The sequence below is a fragment of the Saccharomonospora cyanea NA-134 genome, from assembly GCF_000244975.1.
Lineage (GTDB): Bacteria > Actinomycetota > Actinomycetes > Mycobacteriales > Pseudonocardiaceae > Saccharomonospora > Saccharomonospora cyanea.
Genome location: NZ_CM001440.1, coordinates 3,696,048 through 3,713,620 on the forward strand (window position 1 = coordinate 3,696,048; position 17,573 = coordinate 3,713,620).

Annotated in this window: 17 protein-coding genes; 4 read left to right on the forward strand and 13 right to left on the reverse strand. The window is 70.1% G+C overall.

The window, feature by feature from the left end:
- Position 1: 1 nt before the first annotated feature.
- Both leuS and SACCYDRAFT_RS17150 read right to left on the reverse strand, forming a co-directional pair.
- Positions 2 to 2,491 (reverse strand): leucine--tRNA ligase, encoded by a 2,490-nt coding sequence (leuS, locus tag SACCYDRAFT_RS17145; protein ID WP_005458094.1) that lies wholly within the window; start codon positions 2,489 to 2,491, stop codon positions 2 to 4.
- Between the two features lie 345 nt (positions 2,492 to 2,836).
- Positions 2,837 to 3,706: a tryptophan-rich sensory protein gene (locus SACCYDRAFT_RS17150; protein WP_005458095.1), complete on the reverse strand. Its 870-nt coding sequence runs from the start codon at positions 3,704 to 3,706 to the stop codon at positions 2,837 to 2,839.
- A 312-nt stretch (positions 3,707 to 4,018) separates the two neighbouring features.
- On the opposite strand from SACCYDRAFT_RS17150, the gene SACCYDRAFT_RS17155 reads away from it, so the two are divergent.
- A complete protein-coding gene (locus tag SACCYDRAFT_RS17155; protein ID WP_005458096.1) occupies positions 4,019 to 4,915 on the forward strand; it encodes a hypothetical protein in 897 nt (298 codons plus the stop codon).
- A gap of 34 nt (positions 4,916 to 4,949) precedes the next feature.
- Here the strand turns inward: SACCYDRAFT_RS17155 and SACCYDRAFT_RS17160 are convergent, their stop codons facing one another.
- From SACCYDRAFT_RS17160 to SACCYDRAFT_RS17205, 10 genes are all read right to left on the reverse strand, one after another.
- Positions 4,950 to 5,750 (reverse strand): PIG-L family deacetylase, encoded by an 801-nt coding sequence (locus SACCYDRAFT_RS17160; protein ID WP_005458099.1) that lies wholly within the window; start codon positions 5,748 to 5,750, stop codon positions 4,950 to 4,952.
- A gap of 152 nt (positions 5,751 to 5,902) precedes the next feature.
- Positions 5,903 to 6,439: a dihydrofolate reductase family protein gene (locus SACCYDRAFT_RS17165; protein ID WP_005458102.1), complete on the reverse strand. Its 537-nt coding sequence runs from the start codon at positions 6,437 to 6,439 to the stop codon at positions 5,903 to 5,905.
- A 44-nt stretch (positions 6,440 to 6,483) separates the two neighbouring features.
- The gene (locus SACCYDRAFT_RS17170) at positions 6,484 to 7,188 is read right to left on the reverse strand and encodes a helix-turn-helix domain-containing protein (protein ID WP_005458103.1); all 705 of its coding nucleotides are present in this window, start codon (positions 7,186 to 7,188) and stop codon (positions 6,484 to 6,486) included.
- Positions 7,189 to 7,305: 117 nt separating this feature from the next.
- The gene (gene paaE / locus SACCYDRAFT_RS17175; protein WP_005458104.1) at positions 7,306 to 8,394 is read right to left on the reverse strand and encodes a 1,2-phenylacetyl-CoA epoxidase subunit PaaE; all 1,089 of its coding nucleotides are present in this window, start codon (positions 8,392 to 8,394) and stop codon (positions 7,306 to 7,308) included.
- 1 nt (position 8,395) lies between these two features.
- Positions 8,396 to 8,896, reverse strand: a complete 501-nt coding sequence (paaD, locus tag SACCYDRAFT_RS17180; RefSeq protein WP_005458105.1) for a 1,2-phenylacetyl-CoA epoxidase subunit PaaD — start codon at positions 8,894 to 8,896, stop codon at positions 8,396 to 8,398.
- Complete coding sequence (paaC, locus tag SACCYDRAFT_RS17185; protein ID WP_005458106.1) at positions 8,890 to 9,783, reverse strand: 1,2-phenylacetyl-CoA epoxidase subunit PaaC; 894 nt, start codon at positions 9,781 to 9,783, stop codon at positions 8,890 to 8,892. The genes paaD and paaC overlap by 7 nt, the downstream gene beginning before the upstream one ends.
- 12 nt (positions 9,784 to 9,795) lie before the next feature.
- A complete protein-coding gene (gene paaB / locus SACCYDRAFT_RS17190; RefSeq protein WP_005458108.1) occupies positions 9,796 to 10,104 on the reverse strand; it encodes a 1,2-phenylacetyl-CoA epoxidase subunit PaaB in 309 nt (102 codons plus the stop codon).
- Positions 10,101 to 11,036 carry a 1,2-phenylacetyl-CoA epoxidase subunit PaaA gene (gene paaA / locus SACCYDRAFT_RS17195; protein ID WP_005458109.1) on the reverse strand — a complete coding sequence of 312 codons (936 nt, stop codon included), beginning with the start codon at positions 11,034 to 11,036 and terminating at the stop codon, positions 10,101 to 10,103. The genes paaB and paaA overlap by 4 nt, the downstream gene beginning before the upstream one ends.
- Positions 11,033 to 13,099, reverse strand: a complete 2,067-nt coding sequence (gene paaZ, locus SACCYDRAFT_RS17200) for a phenylacetic acid degradation bifunctional protein PaaZ (protein ID WP_005458110.1) — start codon at positions 13,097 to 13,099, stop codon at positions 11,033 to 11,035. Before paaZ ends, paaA begins: the two co-directional genes overlap by 4 nt.
- Before the next feature lie 85 nt (positions 13,100 to 13,184).
- A complete protein-coding gene (locus SACCYDRAFT_RS17205) occupies positions 13,185 to 14,042 on the reverse strand; it encodes a 3-hydroxyacyl-CoA dehydrogenase family protein (RefSeq protein WP_198285034.1) in 858 nt (285 codons plus the stop codon).
- A 154-nt stretch (positions 14,043 to 14,196) separates the two neighbouring features.
- Here SACCYDRAFT_RS17205 and paaI point away from each other — a divergent pair, with 154 nt between their 5' ends.
- The 3 genes from paaI to SACCYDRAFT_RS17220 are packed head-to-tail and all read left to right on the forward strand — an operon-like array spanning position 14,197 to position 16,588.
- On the forward strand, positions 14,197 to 14,580 hold the full coding sequence (gene paaI, locus SACCYDRAFT_RS17210; protein WP_043537364.1) for a hydroxyphenylacetyl-CoA thioesterase PaaI: 384 nt from the start codon (positions 14,197 to 14,199) through the stop codon (positions 14,578 to 14,580).
- A 21-nt stretch (positions 14,581 to 14,601) separates the two neighbouring features.
- Positions 14,602 to 15,963, forward strand: a complete 1,362-nt coding sequence (gene paaK, locus SACCYDRAFT_RS17215; RefSeq protein ID WP_005458113.1) for a phenylacetate--CoA ligase PaaK — start codon at positions 14,602 to 14,604, stop codon at positions 15,961 to 15,963.
- Between the two features lie 7 nt (positions 15,964 to 15,970).
- Positions 15,971 to 16,588, forward strand: coding sequence for a TetR/AcrR family transcriptional regulator (locus SACCYDRAFT_RS17220; protein WP_005458114.1), 618 nt, complete (start codon positions 15,971 to 15,973; stop codon positions 16,586 to 16,588).
- Position 16,589: 1 nt separating this feature from the next.
- Here SACCYDRAFT_RS17220 and SACCYDRAFT_RS17225 read toward each other — a convergent pair whose 3' ends face one another.
- Positions 16,590 to 17,564 (reverse strand): ArsR/SmtB family transcription factor, encoded by a 975-nt coding sequence (locus tag SACCYDRAFT_RS17225; protein WP_005458116.1) that lies wholly within the window; start codon positions 17,562 to 17,564, stop codon positions 16,590 to 16,592.
- Between the last annotated feature and the right edge of the window lie 9 nt (positions 17,565 to 17,573).

The window sequence follows — 17,573 nt, forward strand, 5'->3', positions numbered from 1 at the left end:
ATCAGCCGACGACGATGTTGACCAGGCGGCCCGGCACCACCACGACACGCTTGACCGACCGGTCGCCCACCGCCGCCCGGATCTCGTCCAGGCCCAGCGCCGTCTCGCGGACGACCTCATCGGAGGCGTCCTGCGGGACGGTGATCCGGGCCCGGACCTTGCCGTTGACCTGGCAGGCCAGCTCCACGGTCTCAGTGCGCAGCAGCTCCTCGTCCGGCTCCGGCCACGGCTGCTTCCAGACGTGTTCGCCGGTGAGTCGGTGGTAGCACTCGCTCGCCGTGTGGGGCGCGAACGGCAGCAGCAGCGACGCGGTGGTGCTCAGCGCGAACGCCGCCGTCTCACGGTCGATGCCGTCCTGCAACGCCTTGCTGACGTCGTTGGTGAGCTCCATCAGGGCGGCGATCGCGGTGTTGAAGGCGAACTTGCCCGACATGTCGTCGGTGACCTTCCGGATCGCCCACGCGATCTTGCGCCGCAAAGCCAGGTCGCGGTCCGGGTCCGGGGAGGCTCCGATGACCGCCGCGTCGGTGCCTGCGACCTGCGTGGTGAAGCGGAACAGCCGCCGCAGGAACCGGTACACGCCCTCCACGCCGGTGTCCGACCAGTCCGCGCCCTGGTCGGGCGGACCCATGAACAGCACGTAGCAGCGGGCGGTGTCGGCGCCGTACCTGTCGATGATCTCCCGAGGGGACACCGTGTTCCCCTTGGACTTCGACATCTTCGCGCCGTTGCGGGTGATCATGCCCTGGGTGAACAGGGCACCGAACGGTTCCTGCACCGGCAGGTGACCGAGGTCGGCCAGGGCCTTCACCAGGAAACGCGAGTACAGCAGGTGCAGGATCGCGTGCTCGACGCCGCCGATGTACTGGTTGATCGGCATCCAACGGCCGACCGCCTGCGCGTCCCACGCCGCCTCGGTGTTCCTCGGGTCGCAGTACCGCAGGTAGTACCAGGACGAGTCGACGAACGTGTCCATCGTGTCGGTCTCGCGCCGCGCGGGCCCGGAGCACTCCGGGCACGTGGTGGCGACCCACTCCTCGGCGGTGGCCAACGGCGAGGAGCCCTTCGGGGCGTAGTCGCGCACGTCGGGCAGCTCCACCGGCAGCGACTCCTCCGGCACGGGCACCACGCCGCAGGAGTCACAGTAGACGATCGGGATCGGGCAACCCCAGTAGCGCTGGCGCGACAGCAGCCAGTCACGCAGCTTGTAGGTCACCGTCGGGGCACCGTGACCGTTCTCCTCCAGCCACGAGATGATCGTCCGCTTCGCCTCGTCGACCCCGAGGCCGTCGAGGAAGCCCGAGTTGACGGCGGGGCCGTCGCCCGTGTACGCCTCACCGTCGAAGCCCTCGGCCGGCTGCACGGTGCGGATCACCGGCAGGCCGAACTCGGCGGCGAAGTCCCAGTCGCGCTGGTCCTGCCCTGGCACGGCCATGATCGCGCCCGTGCCGTAGCCCATCAGCACGTAGTCGGCGACGAACACCGGGATCTTGGCGCCGTTGACCGGGTTGGTGGCGTAGGCGCCGGTGAAGACCCCGGTCTTCTCCTTGCTCTCCTGGCGGTCCAGCTCCGTCTTCAGGGCCGCGGCGGCACGGTAGGCGGCGACGGCTTCGGCGGGAGTCGACGCTCCCTGGGTCCAGCGGCTGTCGACGTCGGCGGGCCAGCTGTCGGCGACGAGCGCGTCGACCAGCGGATGTTCGGGCGCGAGCACCAGGTACGTGGCGCCGAACAGCGTGTCCGGCCGCGTGGTGAAGACCTCGATCGGCTCGGCGTCGGTGGCGAACCGGACGGTGGCCCCTTCGGACCGGCCGATCCAGTTGCGCTGCATCATCTTCACGTGCGCGGGCCAGTCCAGCCCGTCCAGGTCGTCGAGCAGGCGGTCGGCGTAGGCCGTGATGCCGAAGAACCACTGTTCCAGCTGCCGCTGCTCCACCAGGGTGCCGCACCGCTCGCACTGCCCGCCGACGACCTGTTCGTTCGCCAGCACCGTGGCGTCCTTCGGACACCAGTTCACCGCGGCCTCACGACGGTAGGCGAGCCCCGCGCGGAACAGCTGGAGGAAGATCCACTGTGTCCAGCGGTAGTACTCCGGCTGGTGGGTGGCGATCTCCCGGGTCCAGTCGATCGAGATGCCCCACCGCTCGAACTGCTCCCGGAAGGCGGCGATCGACTCGTCGGTGGACAGCCGCGGGTGCTTGCCCGTGCGGATGGCGTGGTTCTCCGCGGGCAGACCGAAGGCGTCGTAGCCCATCGGGTGCAGCACGTAGTAGCCACGGCGGCGCAGGAAGTGGGCGACCGCGTCTCCCACCGCGTAGTTCTTCAGGTGACCGACGTGCGGTTCACCGCTGGTGTAGGGCAGCATCTCGAGCAGGTAGGCGGTCCGCTCGGCGGGGGCGGTGTTGGACACCTCCCACGACCGCTCCTCGCGCCAGACCCTCTGCCACCGCTCGTCGATGGTCTTCGGGTCGAAGTCGTCCCCGTCGCTCACCATGCTCGCCCCACCTCGGTCGGTTCGTGCAATCGGTTCGTGCCTGCTGCTCCGGAAACGAAAAAACCCCTCGCGCGCGAGGGGTCGCCGTGCTGAGAAGGTCGTCTCAGCACGGCTTGGTAAGGAGCAGGAAGCCGGTGCTCACGCACTCAGTGTAGCGCCCCGCTGACAACCCCGTTTTCCCTGGGCACCCCCCACGCCCGAGCCCGTACGTCTTCTGGATGCCGCTGGGTCACCTCACCCGGCCCTACGTCGTGTACCGCAGTCGCGACGTCGGACGGGGCACGATCCCGCCCAGGCGTTCCCAGGAACGAATCCGCCATGTGGCGTGCGGGCCGGGCCAGGGCTCTATCCCCACGCCGCCCTCGCCCCGTCGACGTCGTGCCGGAACGACCAGCCCGCCGCGACGAGAACGGACAGCGCCCCCGCGGCCGCCGCCGCGGCCACCGCCCACGCCGGGGTTGCGACCGCGATCCACGCGAAGCCCCACACCACAGCGGCGACGAAGCCTGCCGCCGGACGGAGGCGGACCGCGGCGAGCGCGGCGATCCCCGCCGCACCGAGCACGACCGGCACCGCGAGGGCCACGGCCACGGTCGAGGAGAACCTGGCACCGAGCGCCGCACCGGTGGTCGCCGCGCCGGTCACGGTCGCCACCGTGACCCAACCCGCGTAGACACCGACCGGCGTGTGCAGGAGAAGCCGATCGGCCCACCCCGTGGCCGGCCGGCTCGTCAGGCGCACCAACGCGAGGCAGAGCACGACGAGCAGCGCGATGATGATCGCTTGAGCGAGCACGAACCACCGCTGCGTGAACGCGACGACCCAGGCCGCGTTCAGCCCACCGGCCGCGACGAGCCACCAGCCGACGCTGCGGTGCACGTCCCGCTGCCGCTGCCGAGGGAGCGCGGCACGTACCGCCAACGCGATACCGAGGGCGTAGACGAGGCTCCAGATCGAGAAGGCACCTCCGCCAGGCAACAGCACGGTGGGGTACGACCTCGCCACCGATCCCACCGGTTCCCCCCACGCTCCGCTGCCGCCGATCGACCCGGCCACTGTCTGCAGGATCACCGCGGCCAGCAATGCCGCTGTGCGTGTCAGGTCGCGTGCGCGCGCATCGGTCGGGGTGGTCTCGTCACCGCGCACCGGTACCCCACCCACCTCCCGCGCCACGGAACCGGGAACCGGGAACCGTGGCGAACCTCGATCGACCATCGGGACACTCTCCAGGCGGGTCTACGCCGATACGGCGGATGCACCGTGCACGAAGGCCTACCCGGGTGCCGAGAGTCGAAACGGCTGGCCACTACCTCGCGCCGGTAGCCCTTGACGCACCACCGGTTCCGTTGTGCTTCCCACAACCTTCTTGCTTCCGGAGTGACCGGACAGGTCCGGCGGACACCACAGTCCTAAGACCGTTTTCCTCACCGTGGGAACGGGGTTTCGGAAGCGCACGTCCCATAGGTGTTTTCCGATGCATGCGGCCGCCGCGAGCCCTGTCCGTCGCGGCTGGAAAGGACACTCCCAGTGAACGACGACGACTGGCCCGAGAACGTGAACGGCTGGGAACTCGCCCGGCACGGCCACGTCGAGAACTACCGCAAGCGCCTCGCCAACAACGTCACCGTCTTCGCGACCTGGGACAACGAGTCAGGCTCCGGCGACATCAAAGCCCGGACCGAGCCACTGGGAATCGGGAGGACTCTCACGAGCAGCCGCACGGACTTCCACGACAGGACCAGCTTCTGGACCGCCGCACGGTGCGTGGTGGACATGGCCGCGAACCTTCCGTCGTTCGGGACGGGCCGCGAGAGTCCCGCCGACTCCATGCTCGTCGGGGAGGTCGCGGGCGAAGTCCAGGCCGAACCCGGCACCAACGACTCTCCCGAGGCCGAGCTGACATTCACGCTCGTCGACGGACGTACGGTCACGTTGATTCTCTCCGACGACCAGGCATGGGAGCTCTCCTGGCAGATCGGCAGACTCGACAAGCACGTGTGGAGCGAGCAACGGGGTGACTACGACGAGGACGACGAGGACGACGAGGACGAGAACGAGGGCGACGAATTCGACGAGGCAGGGAACAGCACTCCCGACCGGGTCGAGGGACTCCCGGAGACGGACGAGGTGCCGGACGTCAGCGATGTTCGGTCGGGCCCGGACACCGGGCACGACGTCGTCACGCTGTTGAACGACCAGTTCGGCGTCACGGAGGACTACCTCATGGCGCACGTCGACTGGTCGGCTCTGATCGTCGTGGGCGAACCCGCCGTGAGTTCGTTGATCGAGCGGGGAGCCGAACTGGTCGGTGCGCTGGAACCGAGGTGGTACCCGGTGGTGCTGGACCGGCCCGGCGAGCAGTGGGTCGTACTGCGGCGCACCGGCCTGCTCTACGCCGGGGAACAGGAATACCGGAACGGCTGAGCCCACTCACCGGCCCGGTGTCGACGCCTGCGCGCTACACCGTCTCCTCACGCCAGTAGTCCCTGGCGCCCCAGCGGTTCCATTCGGCATCGCACTCCGGCGGCTTGCGACCCATGATCCTCGTGGTGAGGTCGACGTAGCCGTCGTAGTAGAGCCTTCGCTTGTTCGCCAGCGTCGTCCCCGACAGGTTCGCCGGACGGTCGGCCGTGTCGTAGGAGACCCACCAGGCGCGGTTGCAGCCGTCCTGCCCGAGGAAACTCCGCAGAGCGTCGGCGGTCGCGTAGTGGTCGGGATGGTCCTCGGGGTTTCGGGCACGGTTGTAGTCGGAGGCGTTCACCCAGGGGTGCGGGTTGGTCGCGCCTCGCCGCTCCAGCGAGACGATGGCCCGTAGCGTCCGCACCACGTCGGCCCACGAGGAGTAGTGCTGCGCGGGAATCGCCGCGGTGGGGAGACTGTCCATGCCCGAAAGCTGCCCGTCTCGCAGTTTCGGCAGGCTCTGGAAGCCGGTCGAGGCGAACCCGCTGCCGTCGACGTTGCCGTCGGGGAGACGGAGGAACCAGGCGCGCCAGCTACCGGCGCGGTAACACATCACGGTGTGCCCACCGACCGTGATCGGGATCGGTGTGAAGTCCTCCCGTTTCCCCACGCGCAGGGAGTCCACGAGGCCGTGTTCGCGTGCCCACCACCAGTCGTCGACACGGCCCGCGTCCCCGGCGGTGGTCACGACGCTGACCACCTTCACGTCCGGCCATTGCAGGTCGTTGTGGAGCATCTCCCCCTTGAACAGCAACACGTCGTCCGGGTGCCCGCTGACGTGGAAGACGACGTGCGGCATGCGTACCACCCCTCGGATTTCCGGTGTCCGAAGTGCCGTTGTTCATCTGGCGCACCTCAGACATCGGCAGGCCACCGGAGGGGCTGGACGCATCGAGCGCAGGCCCACCTGAACAGCCCAATCCCACCTGCCCGGCGGAACGGAGCTGGCTTTCAGTCAGCCGGTACGTACGTCAGGTTGAGCACACCGGACGAGAGAGTGCCGCTGTCAGCGAGGGCGAGCTTGTGGGTGTCGGTGTTCTCGAACAGGCGTGCGCCGTGCCCCACGACGATCGGGTGCACGAGGAGTCGCAGTTCGTCGAGCAGCCCGTTGGCGAGAAGCCACCGCACGGTGGTGGCGCTGCCCGACATACCGATGTCGCCCGCGATCTCCTCCTTCAGCCGCCGCACGGCGTCGACGTCCCCCGGGAGCACCGTCGTGTTGGCCCACGACGGGTTCGTCAGCGAGCCCGAGACCACGTACTTCGGCATGGTGTTGAAGAAAGTCGCGAACGGCTCGTCGGTGCTGTTCGGCCAGTACGCGGCCCACTCCTCGTAGAGCGTGCGGCCCATCAGGAACGCCTTGTTCGTGTCCATGCCCGCGCCCACCACGGCACCCATCTCGTCGTCGAAGTACGGGAAGTGCCACTCGTCCGGTGCCTCGACCACCCCGTCGAGCGAGATGAAGAAGTTCGCGATGATCCTGCCCATGTTCCTCGTTCCCTCGATTGTGTCGCGGACAGGCTAGGGCGCCCTCAGCTTTCCGTCTTGTACAGAAGCGACAGTGGTTCGGCGATCGTCCCCCGCCTCAGCTGCGTGGCCGTCCGGCCGACGAAACGTTTCAGGGCTCGGGCGAGGTGTGGCTGGTCGTAGTAGCCGAGCCGGTGCACGACGTCGAGGGGTGCGGCGCCCTCCTGAAGGAGGATCGCGGCCTGCCGGGCCCGGTCGATCTGCCGGATCGCACCGAGGGTGAGGCCGGTGGCCGCCGCCACCCGACGCTGCACCGACCGCGAGCCGAGTCGTGGTGTTCCGCCCGCCACGGCGTCGGCCACGACGGGGTCGCGCACGAGCGCACCGTCAGCCGCGAGCCGCCGCACGAACTGCTCGGCGGTGTCGAACGTGGGCAGCGGCCGCTCCTCGTCGCCGAACACGACGGCGCGCGACGTCACGTGCGGGGAGTCGAGTTGGGCGTCGACGAGGCGCGCCATCGCCACGTGCGGCAGCGACGTGCCGTGGGTGAAGCTGATGCCGAACGACTCCGACCCGTCGGGCACGTCGGCCACGGTGGCGACGGTCTCCGGGCCGCGGACGGCGGCGTGGACCCGGCCGCGGTGGGTCCACACGACGAACTCCCAGTGCGACGTCGCCACCGACGTCATGCGCTCGACTCCCGCGCCGCGGCCGCGCCACACCCGCGCGATGTAGGGCGAGTCCGAGGGCCGGTGTTCCGTTTCCAGCACCTTCGTATCCTCTCAGCGGCACCCGCATCCACAGCCATCCACAGCCATCGTCGGTACTCGACGGCCGTCACGCACGCCGACTGGTCGACACGAGGCCCTCCCTCGCGCGCGTTCCGCTCAGGCGTCGTAGTCCACGACCAGGGATTCCGACACCGGTAGCGACTGGCAGGTCAGCACGAATCCCCGCTCGACCTCGGCAGCCTCCAGCGCGAAGTTGCGGCGCATGTCCACCTTCCCGTCGGTGACCCGGGCCCGGCAGGTGCCACAGACCCCGCCCTTGCACGCGAACGGCAGGTCGGGCCGGACCCGCTGGGCACCTTCGAGGAGCGAGGTCTCCCGGGACAGCGTCACCGTCGTCGATCGTCCGTCGAGCACCACGGTGACCTCGCTGGTGAGGCCTTCGACCGCCGCGTCCCGGTGCCGCACGGGCGCGGGGGGGACGTCGTCGACGAAGAACAGTTCCTGGTGAATGCGGTCGGCGGGCACACCGGCCTCGCGCAGCCGCTCCTTCGCCGTGGCGACCAGCTCGAACGGCCCGCACAGCCACCAGTGGTCCACGCGTGAGAAGTCGCCGAGCACCGGCCGCAACGCGTCCAGCTTCGCCGGGTCCAGCCGTCCGGTGAACAGCTCCGCCTCGCGCGGCTCCCGCGAGAGCACGTGCACGAGTTCGAGCCGGTCGAGGTAGCGGTCCTTCAGGTCGGCGAGCTCGTCGGCGAACATCACCGTGTCGGTGCGCCGGTTGCCGTACAGCAGGGTCACCGTGGACGCCGGGTCACGCAGCACGGTCGCCGCGATGGACAGCATCGGCGTGATCCCCGAGCCCGCGGCGATCAGCACGTGGTGGCCGGATGCCGCGAGGTCGGGGCTGAACGTGCCCGTGGGCGTGCCGACCTCGATCTCGTCACCCGGACGCACCTGCCGCACGAGCCACGTGGAGAACACCCCGTCGGGCACCTCCCGCACCCCGATGCGCGGTGCCTCTCCCTCCGGAGCGCAAATGGAGTACGACCGTCGCTCGTCGCGTCCGTCGATCGTGCGCCGCAGGGTCAGGGACTGCCCGGCCCGGAAGGCGTACGAGGCGGCCAGGTCCTCGGGAACGTCGAAGGTGATGGCCACCGCGTCGTCGCACAGCCTGGTGACGTCGGCGACGGTGAGGGTGTGGAACTCCCCGCGCAGCCGGGGCTTCGGGCTTGCGGTCGACGTCAACTCAGATCTCCTTGACGTGCTCGAACGGCTCGTGGCAGGTGCGGCATCGGCGCAGCGCCTTGCACGCGGTGGCGCCGAAGCGCGACATCTCCTCGGTGTCGGGAGAACCGCACTGCGGGCAGCACACCCTCGATGCGGGCGGGGTGAGCGTCAGCGGGACGGGCCCCGACCTTCGGGACGCGTTCCCCGGCGGGGCGATCCCCGCCTCCGCGAGCTTGCGGCGCCCCTCCTCGGTGATCCAGTCCGAGGACCACGCCGGGTGCAGGACGGTACGCACCTCCACGTCGGCGAACCCGGCTTCCCGCAGGGCGTGCACGAGGTCGTCGCGCATGGTGTCCATGGCGGGGCAGCCGGTGTAGGTCGGCGTGATCGACACGACGACCCGGCCGTCCTCCTCACGCACCTCCCGGAGCACGCCGAGATCGGCGAGCGTGAGCATCGGCAGCTCGGGATCGGTCACCGTCTCCGCCACCTCTCGGGCGGTGCGCGTCGCGGTCACCATGTCGCGTCCGGATGGGCGCGGGCGATGCTCTGCAGCTCGGCGAGCAGGTAGCCGAGGGCCTCGGTGTGGACGCCGTGCCGCCCGGTCCGACCCGACACGCCGGGCACGCCGGGGACGTCGGGCGCGTCGAGAGTGGCGGCGCGGAACACCTGCGTCAGGACGTCGTCGAACTCATCCCGCGCCCGGGCCGGGTCGACGCCGACTCCCGCCTCCGCCAGGCGGCTTTCGACCTCGTGGGCGGTGAACAGCTCGTCGACGTACGGCCAGACACTCTCCAGTCCCGCACGCATCCGCTCGTGGGAGAACTCCGTGCCGTCGCCGAGACGGACGGCCCACTGGGCCGCGTAGTCGCGGTGGTAGGTCAGTTCCTTGACCGACTTGGCGGCGACGGCCGCGAGCACCGGGTCCCGGGACGCGCACAACCGCTGGAACACCGCGAGCCGCCACGTGGAGAACACCAGCAGCCGGGCGACGAACTCGCCGAAGTCGCCGCGCGGCAGTTCGGCCAGCCGCACGTTGCGGAACTCGTGCTCGGCGCGGAAGAACGCGAGTTCGTCCTCGCCGCGCCCGCTGCCCGTCGCGGCCTCCTCCGCCGCACCGGCTCGCGTGAGCAGGAGGCGCGCCTGGCCGAGCAGGTCCAGCGCGATGTTGGCGATGGCGACCTCGTCCTCCAGCTCGGGCGCGTTGGTGCACCACTCCTGCAACCGGTGGGAGAGGATCAGCGCGTCGTCTCCGAGCATGAGGCAGTACTCGGCGAGGTCCGCCGGGCTCACCTCGGCGGGCACCGTGGTGTCCACTCCGGACAGGGGGTCGGCGAACCCGGTGCCGAAGGCCCAGCGGGGATCGCCGGCCTCGGTCAGCGCCTCGTAGGCGTTGTCGAAGGACATGTGCTCACCCGCTCACATGTGGGGAACGTCGTCGGGGATGTCGTAGAACGTCGGGTGCCGGTACACCTTGTCGGCCGAGGGCGCGAAGAACGGGTCCTTCTCGTCGGGGCTGGAGGCGGTGATGTCCGTGGCCCTGACCACCCAGATGCTGACGCCCTCGTTGCGTCGCGTGTAGAGGTCGCGGGCGTTGCGCAGGGCCATCTCGGGGTCCGCCGCGTGCAGCGAGCCGACGTGCACGTGGTTGAGTCCCCGCTTGCCGCGCACGAAGACCTCGTACAGTGGCCACCGGTCCGGCCGCTCGTCCGGCCGCTCGCCGCTCATGCCGCCGCCACCTTCCTCTCCGTCCGCTTCGCCGCGTGTGCCGCGGCGGCTTCGCGTACCCAGGCACCGTTCTCGTGCGCGGCACGGCGTCGCGCCGCGCGCTGGGCGTTGCACGGCCCGTTGCCCGAGAGGACGCGTTTGAACTCGGCCCAGTCGATCTCGCCGAAGTCGTAGTGCCCGCGCTGCGCGTTCCACCGCAGGTCGGGATCCGGCAGGGTGACGCCCAACGCCTCGGCCTGCGGCACGGTCATGTCGACGAACTTCTGCCGCAGCTCGTCGTTGGTGTGGCGCTTGATCTTCCACGCCATCGACCGCTCGGTGTGGGACGAGTCGGCGTCGGGCGGGCCGAACATCATCAGCGAAGGCCACCACCAGCGGTCGGTGGCGTCCTGGACCATGCGGCGCTGCGCCTCGGTGCCCTTCATCATCGTCATCAGCAGCTCGTAGCCCTGCCGCTGGTGGAACGACTCCTCCTTGCAGATGCGGATCATCGCGCGTGCGTATGGCCCGTAGCTGCTGCGACACAGCGGCACCTGGTTGCAGATCGCGGCGCCGTCCACCAGCCACCCGATCACGCCGACGTCGGCGAACGTCAACGTGGGGTAGTTGAAGATCGAGGAGTACTTCTGTCTGCCCGAGACGAGCTTCTCGGTCAGCTCGCCCCGGTCGACACCCAGCGTCTCGGCGGCGGAGTAGAGGTAGAGCCCGTGCCCGGCCTCGTCCTGCACCTTAGCGAGCAGGATCGCCTTGCGGCGCAACGACGGTGCGCGCGTGATCCAGTTGCCCTCCGGCTGCATACCGATGATCTCGGAGTGCGCGTGCTGCGCGATCATGCGGACGAGCGTGGCGCGATAGGCGTCGGGCATCCAGTCCCTCGGCTCGATGCGCTGGTCCTTCCGGACCGTCCGCTCGAAGTGCTCTTCCAGATTCACCGCTCGTTCTCCTTCGCGACCAGCGTGAGCACGTCGTACTTGGCCACCGACTCGCCGTCGGCGTTGGTGACGTCGGTGTCCCACCGCACCTCGCCGTAGTCGGCGTTCTCCCGTGGCGTGATCTGTTTGCAGGTCAACGTCACCGTCAACGCGTCACCCGGCTTGACCGGGGTGAGGAAGCGGAGGTTCTCCAGGCCGTAGTTCGCGAGCACCGGGCCCGGCTCGGGTGACACGAACAGGCCCGCCGCGAACGACACGACGAGATAGCCGTGGGCGACGATGCCGCCGAACAGCGGGTTCGCCTCGGCGGCGGCCTCGTCGGTGTGGGCGTAGAAGGTGTCGCCGGTGAACTCCGCGAAGTGCGCGACGTCGGCGTCGGTCACGGTGCGCGGGCCGGCCACCACCGAGTCGCCGATCCGGAGTTCGGCCAGGGACTTGCGGAACGGGTGGACTCCCTCCGACCTCGGTGCGCCCGGCACCCAGGCGTTGCCCACCGCGGTGAGCACCTCCGGGCTGCCCTGAACGGCCGTGCGCTGCATGTGGTGCAGTACCCCGCGGATGCCACCCATCTCCTCGCCACCACCCGCGCGTCCCGGACCGCCGTGCACGAGCATCGGCAGCGGCGAGCCGTGTCCTGTGGACTCCTGCGCGTCGTCGGCGTCGAGCACGAGCAGCCTCCCGTGCCAGGGCGCGGCCCCGAGCACGACGTCCCGCGCGAACTCCGTGTCACCGGTGACGACTGACCCGACCAGGCTGCCCTGGCCGCGAGCCGCCAGCTCCACCACCTGCTCGACGGAGGTGTAGGGCAGCAGGGTCGACACCGGGCCGAACGCCTCCACCTCGTGGGGCTCGGCACGGTCGGGGTCGTCGGCTCGCAGCAGCACCGGCGACAGGAACGCCCCGCGCTCCGGATCGGCGCCCACGACGTCGACGTGCTCGGGGTCTCCGAAGACGATGCGGCCGGCGTCGCGCAGTGCCTTCAGCGACCGGCGGACCTCCTCGCGCTGTTCGAGACTGGCCAGCGCACCCATGCGCACCTCGGGGTTCGACGGGTCGCCCACGCTGACCCGCTCCAGCCGCTCGCAGACCGCCTGTTGCACGTCGTCGAGCAGCTCGGCGGGCACGAAAGCGCGGCGGATGGCGGTGCACTTCTGCCCCGCCTTGACGGTCATCTCGGTGACCAGTTGCTTCACGTAGAGGTCGAACTCGGCCGTGCCGGGCGTGGCGTCGGGGCCGAGGATCGAGCAGTTGAGCGAGTCGGCCTCGGCGTTGAACCGCACGGCACCGCGCACGATCGCCGGGTGCGCCCGCAACCGCTGGGCCGTGGCCGCCGAACCGGTGAAGGACACGAGATCCTGGCCGGTGACGTGGTCCAGCAGGTCACCCGCGCTGCCGCACACGAGTTGGAGGGTGCCTTCGGGCAGCAGTTCCGAGCCGAGCATCAGCTCCACGAGCTTCTCGGTGAGGTAGGCCGTCTGGCTGGCCGGCTTGACCAGGCTCGGCACTCCGGCGAGGAACGCGGGCGCGAACTTCTCCAGCGGCCCCCACACGGGGAAGTTGAACGCGTTGATCTGCACGGCGACCCCGCGCAGCGGCGTGCAGACGTGGCGCCCGACGAACGTGCCGCCCTTGCCCAGCGGCTCTACCGGCCCGTCGAGGTACACGGTGTCGTTCGGCAGTTCGCGCCTGCCCTTGCTCGCGTAGGAGAACAGCACGCCGATGCCGCCGTCGACGTCGAACTTCGAGTCGCCCCGGGTGGCGCCGGTCCTCGCCGACAACGCGTACAGCTCGTCGCGGTGTTCCCGCAGGTACGAGGCCAGCGCCTTCAGCAGCGCGGCACGTTGGTGGAAGGTCAGCTCACGCAACGCGGGGCCGCCCACGCGCCTGCCGTGTTCCAGCGCGGCGCCCATGTCGATGCCCGCCGAGGAGATGCGCGCGACTTCCTCGCCCGTCACGGCGTCGCGCAGGGGCGCACCCTCGTCGGCGGCGGTGTGCCAGCCTCCGCTGACGTAGCTGCGCAGCAGTCGCGTCGACGACATCGGTGGCGTCGCCTGCGTACCCATCGAGCCTCCTCGAATTACCAACCGACCGTTCAGGAAGTCATGGTAGCGCGGAGCCGCCGTTCTGGGAAGGAACAGCGACGTCCACTCAGCTCCAGTCGTAGAAGCCGCGCCCGCTCTTGCGCCCGAGTTCGCCCGCGGCGACCTTGTCGCGCAGCAGCTTCGGCGGCGCGAACCGCTCACCCAGCGTGGAGTGCAGGTGTTCGGCGATCGCGAGCCGCACGTCGAGCCCCACGAGGTCGGTGGAACGCAGCGGCCCCATCGGATGGCGGTAGCCGAGCTCCATGGCGTCGTCGATGGCTTTGGCGTCGGCGACGCCCTCCTCCAGCATTCGGATGGCCTCCAGTCCCAGCAGCACGCCGAGCCTGCTCGTCGCGAATCCCGGCGAATCGCGCACGACGACGTCCGTCTTGCCCAGGGCCCGTACCCATCCCCGCACCAGGCCGGTCACGGACTCGCGCGTGGCGGGCGCGGTCACCACCTCGACGAGCTTGGAGGCCGGGACCGGATTGAAGAAGTGCATACCGAGGAAGCGCCCAGGCCCACGTAGTGCCGCGCCCAGTTCCGCGATGGACAGCGAACTCGTGTTGCTGGCCAGGACGGTGTTCTCGGAGACCACGGACTCGGCCCGGGTCAACACGTCCACCTTGGCCTCGGCCCGCTCGGGTACCGCCTCGACGACGAGGTCCGCGTTCGGGGACAACCGCGCGAGGTCCGCGAACACGGTCACGCGGCCGAGCACCACCTCCGGTTCCTCGGCCAGCTTCCCACGCTCGGCGGCCTTGGCCAGGCCGTCGGCGATCCGTTGCCTGGCGGCGGCGACCGCGGAGTCGTCACTTTCCACGACGGACACCGTCGCCCCTCCGGCGGCGAACACCTGCGCGATACCCGCGCCCATCCGGCCACCACCGATCACCCCGACCACACCGGGCATCGTCACCGCCATCTCGCCGTCCACAACGTCCTCCCGCCTCTTGACACCCGAACACCCGCTGGCTTTACTGAGGCCACCTTATTTACCGTCCATTCGGTCAGTCAGCAAGGCGGTGGGGCAAGCCGTGGTGGAACCGGAACCCGAGATCACGGACGCGGCCAAGGCCATGCTCGACGCCGACGTCGCGTCGGCCACGCTGGGGATCACCGTCCTGAAGGCGTGGGACGGACACGCCGTCGCACGCATGCGGGTGACCGAGCAGATGGTCAACGGCCACGGCATCGCTCACGGCGGATACGTGTTCCTCCTGGCCGACACCACGTTCGCGTGTGCCTGCAACAGCCACGGCCCGGTGACGGTCGCGGCGGGCGCCGACATCTCCTTCGTCGCCAGTGCCCGGCTCGGCGACGAGCTGGTCGCCACCGCCGAGGAACGCACCCGCTACGGCCGCAACGGGATCTACGACGTCACCGTGCACCGCGAGACGCCCCAGGGGCGCGAGGTGATCGCCGAGTTCCGGGGCCGCAGCCGCACGGTCGGGAAGATCTGAAAACCTCCGAGGAGTTCCGGCATGACCACCACGCACAGCGACGTGCCCCACCTCCGGCGTCTCGGCCGCGCACCGGCCCCGGACGAACTGTCCCCCGCCGAGCGGCTCGGAACGGACGAACTGCGCGCTCTGCAACTCGAACGTCTCCAGTGGACTCTTCGGCACGCCTACACCAACGTGCCGTTCTACCGCAGGAAGTTCGACGAGGCCGGAGTCCATCCCGACGACTGCAGGCAGCTCGACGACCTCGCGAAGTTCCCGTTCACCACCAAGCAGGACCTGCGCGACAACTATCCGTACGGCATGTTCGCCGTCCCCAGGGACCGGGTGAGGCGGATCCACGCCTCGAGCGGCACCACCGGCATCCCCACCGTCGTCGGCTACACGGAGGCGGACCTCGACACGTGGGCGACCGTGGTCGCCCGATCGATCCACGCCGCGGGCGGGCGCCCGGGAGACACGGTGCACGTCGCCTACGGTTACGGCCTGTTCACCGGCGGACTCGGCGCCCACTACGGCGCCGAGAAACTCGGCTGCACGGTGGTCCCCGCCTCCGGCGGCATGACCGCACGCCAGGTGCGGCTGATCACCGACCTGCGGCCCGAGGTCATCATGGTCACCCCGTCGTACATGCTCACGTTGCTCGACGAGTTCGAACGTCAGGGCATCGACCCGCGCACCACCTCCCTGAGGGTCGGCATCTTCGGCGCCGAGCCGTGGACCGAGCGGATGCGCCACGAGATCGAGCAACGGACGAACCTCGACGCGGTGGACATCTACGGGCTGTCCGAGGTGATGGGGCCCGGGGTCGCGCAGGAGTGCGTCGAGACCAAGGACGGCCTGCACGTCTGGGAGGACCACTTCTACCCCGAGATCGTCGACCCCCTCGACGAGAACGTGCTCGCCGACGGCGAGACCGGCGAGCTCGTGTTCACCTCGCTCACCAAACAGGCCATGCCGGTCATCCGGTACCGCACCCGCGACCTCACCGCACTGCGACCCGGCACCGCACGCCCGGCCTTCCGGCGGATGGACAAGGTCACCGGACGCAGCGACGACATGATCATCCTGCGGGGCGTCAACGTCTTCCCCACCCAGATCGAGGAGATCGTGCTCGGCACGGACGGCCTCGCCCCGCACTTCCAGATCCGGCTGAGCCACAAGGACCGCATGGACCACCTGACCGTGGTGGTGGAGGCCGACTCCGGCGCCTCCGCCGACCGGCGCGCCGCCGCCGCGGCCGAGATCACCGCTCGCGTGAAGGACGGCGTCGGGGTCAGCGTCGGCGTGGAGATCGTCGACCCGGAAACGCTCGAACGCTCCGTGGGCAAACTCAAGCGAGTCGTCGACCAACGACCGACCGCCGGAACGAGCCGGGGATAATGGAGCCATGACCGACACACCGCCGAGAAGGGCCGCCCGGCGGGGCAGGCCCGGCTACGACCTGGAGTCGCTGCTCGCGGTGGCGGTCGAGCTGTTCAACGAGCGCGGCTACGACGGCACGAGCATGGAGGACCTCTCCCGCAAGCTCGGCATCACCAAGTCGGCCATCTACCACCACGTGCGCAGCAAGGACGAACTCCTCAGCCTCGCCGTGAACCGTGGTCTGGACGCGTTGTTCGCCGAGGCGGGCAAGCTCGACGACGTCGAGGGCCGGGCCATCGACAAGCTGGAACACCTGGTGCGGGCCAGCGTGCGGGTACTGGTCGAGCAGTTGCCGTTCGTGACCCTGCTGCTTCGGGTGCGCGGCAACAGCCAGGTGGAGCGCGACGCGCTCGCCCGGCGGCGGGAGTTCGACCAGATCGTCGCCGATCTGGTGAGCAAGGCCGCCGCCGACGGCGACCTGCGTCCCGACGTCGACCCCGCGACCTCGGCCCGCCTGCTGTTCGGCATGGTGAACTCGCTGGTCGAGTGGTACCGCCCACGCGGCGGGGTCGGCGCCGACGCGATGGCCGACATCGTCGCCACCGTGGCGTTCGACGGGCTGCGGGTGCGCGCCCCCCGCTGACTCACCCCTGGTCCTCGTCCAGCACGGCCAGCAGAGCGAGGGCCCGCTCCGTCGCCCCGTACAGCACGCTGTGGCCCTCCCGCCGTCGCGCCACCAGGTCGTCCGCGCGCAACCGCGCCAGGTGGTAGGACACCGTGGCGGGACTGAGCCCGTGGCGGGACGAGAGTTCCGACGTCGAGCGAGCGGTGCGCAGGTCCGCCAGCAGGGTCAGTCGCCGCGGGCCCAGAACCGGTGCGCCCAGCACCGGCCGGGGCGACGACCAGACGGTGCCCCGGCCGCGCGCCGGGTAGCCCACCAGGATCTGGTCCTGCGTCCCGTTCCACAGGGCGGGCCACGGCAGGAAGACCGACGGCAGCAACACCAGCCCCGGCCGCGCGTCGACCGTCAGCTCGTACGAGGTGGCTCTCGTCAACGTCGTCCCGTCCCAGTGCAGTGTGGGGTGCAGACCGGTGAGGATGCCGCCGAAGCCCTCCCTCGCGGCGTCGGCCGCGCGCTGCCGGACGTCCTCGTCGAGCACTCGGCGCAGGGCGGGCCACGCGTCGGCGAGGACGACGTCCCAGCAGTGCCGCAACTGATCGGCCGCCGCTTCGGCCACCGCGCGTTCGCCGCCATCGTCGAGCACGTCGACGACCGCGCGGGGCAGTCGCGTGCCGAACGCGCGCGCCAACTGCCGCCGGACGATCTCCGCCGGGGTCGCCGCCACGGCCGCCAGCTCAGCGTCCAGCGTCGGCTCGTACTCGGTGGGCAGCGGGACGAGGAAGTCCGGCACGTAGGAGGAGTCGGGCTCGACCAGCGCGTACACCAGCGCCACGGAGTCACGGTCCAGGCGGGGCCGCACGAGCTTCACCCAGCCGAGAGCGAACGGCGCCCGGTCCGGATGCGTCAGCACCTCCAGCGCACACGACAGCTCCGCGAGCCGCGACACGGCGAACCGGGACCGCGCGAGTGACTCCGGCCCCACGTGCAAGGTCAGCATGGAAAAGGC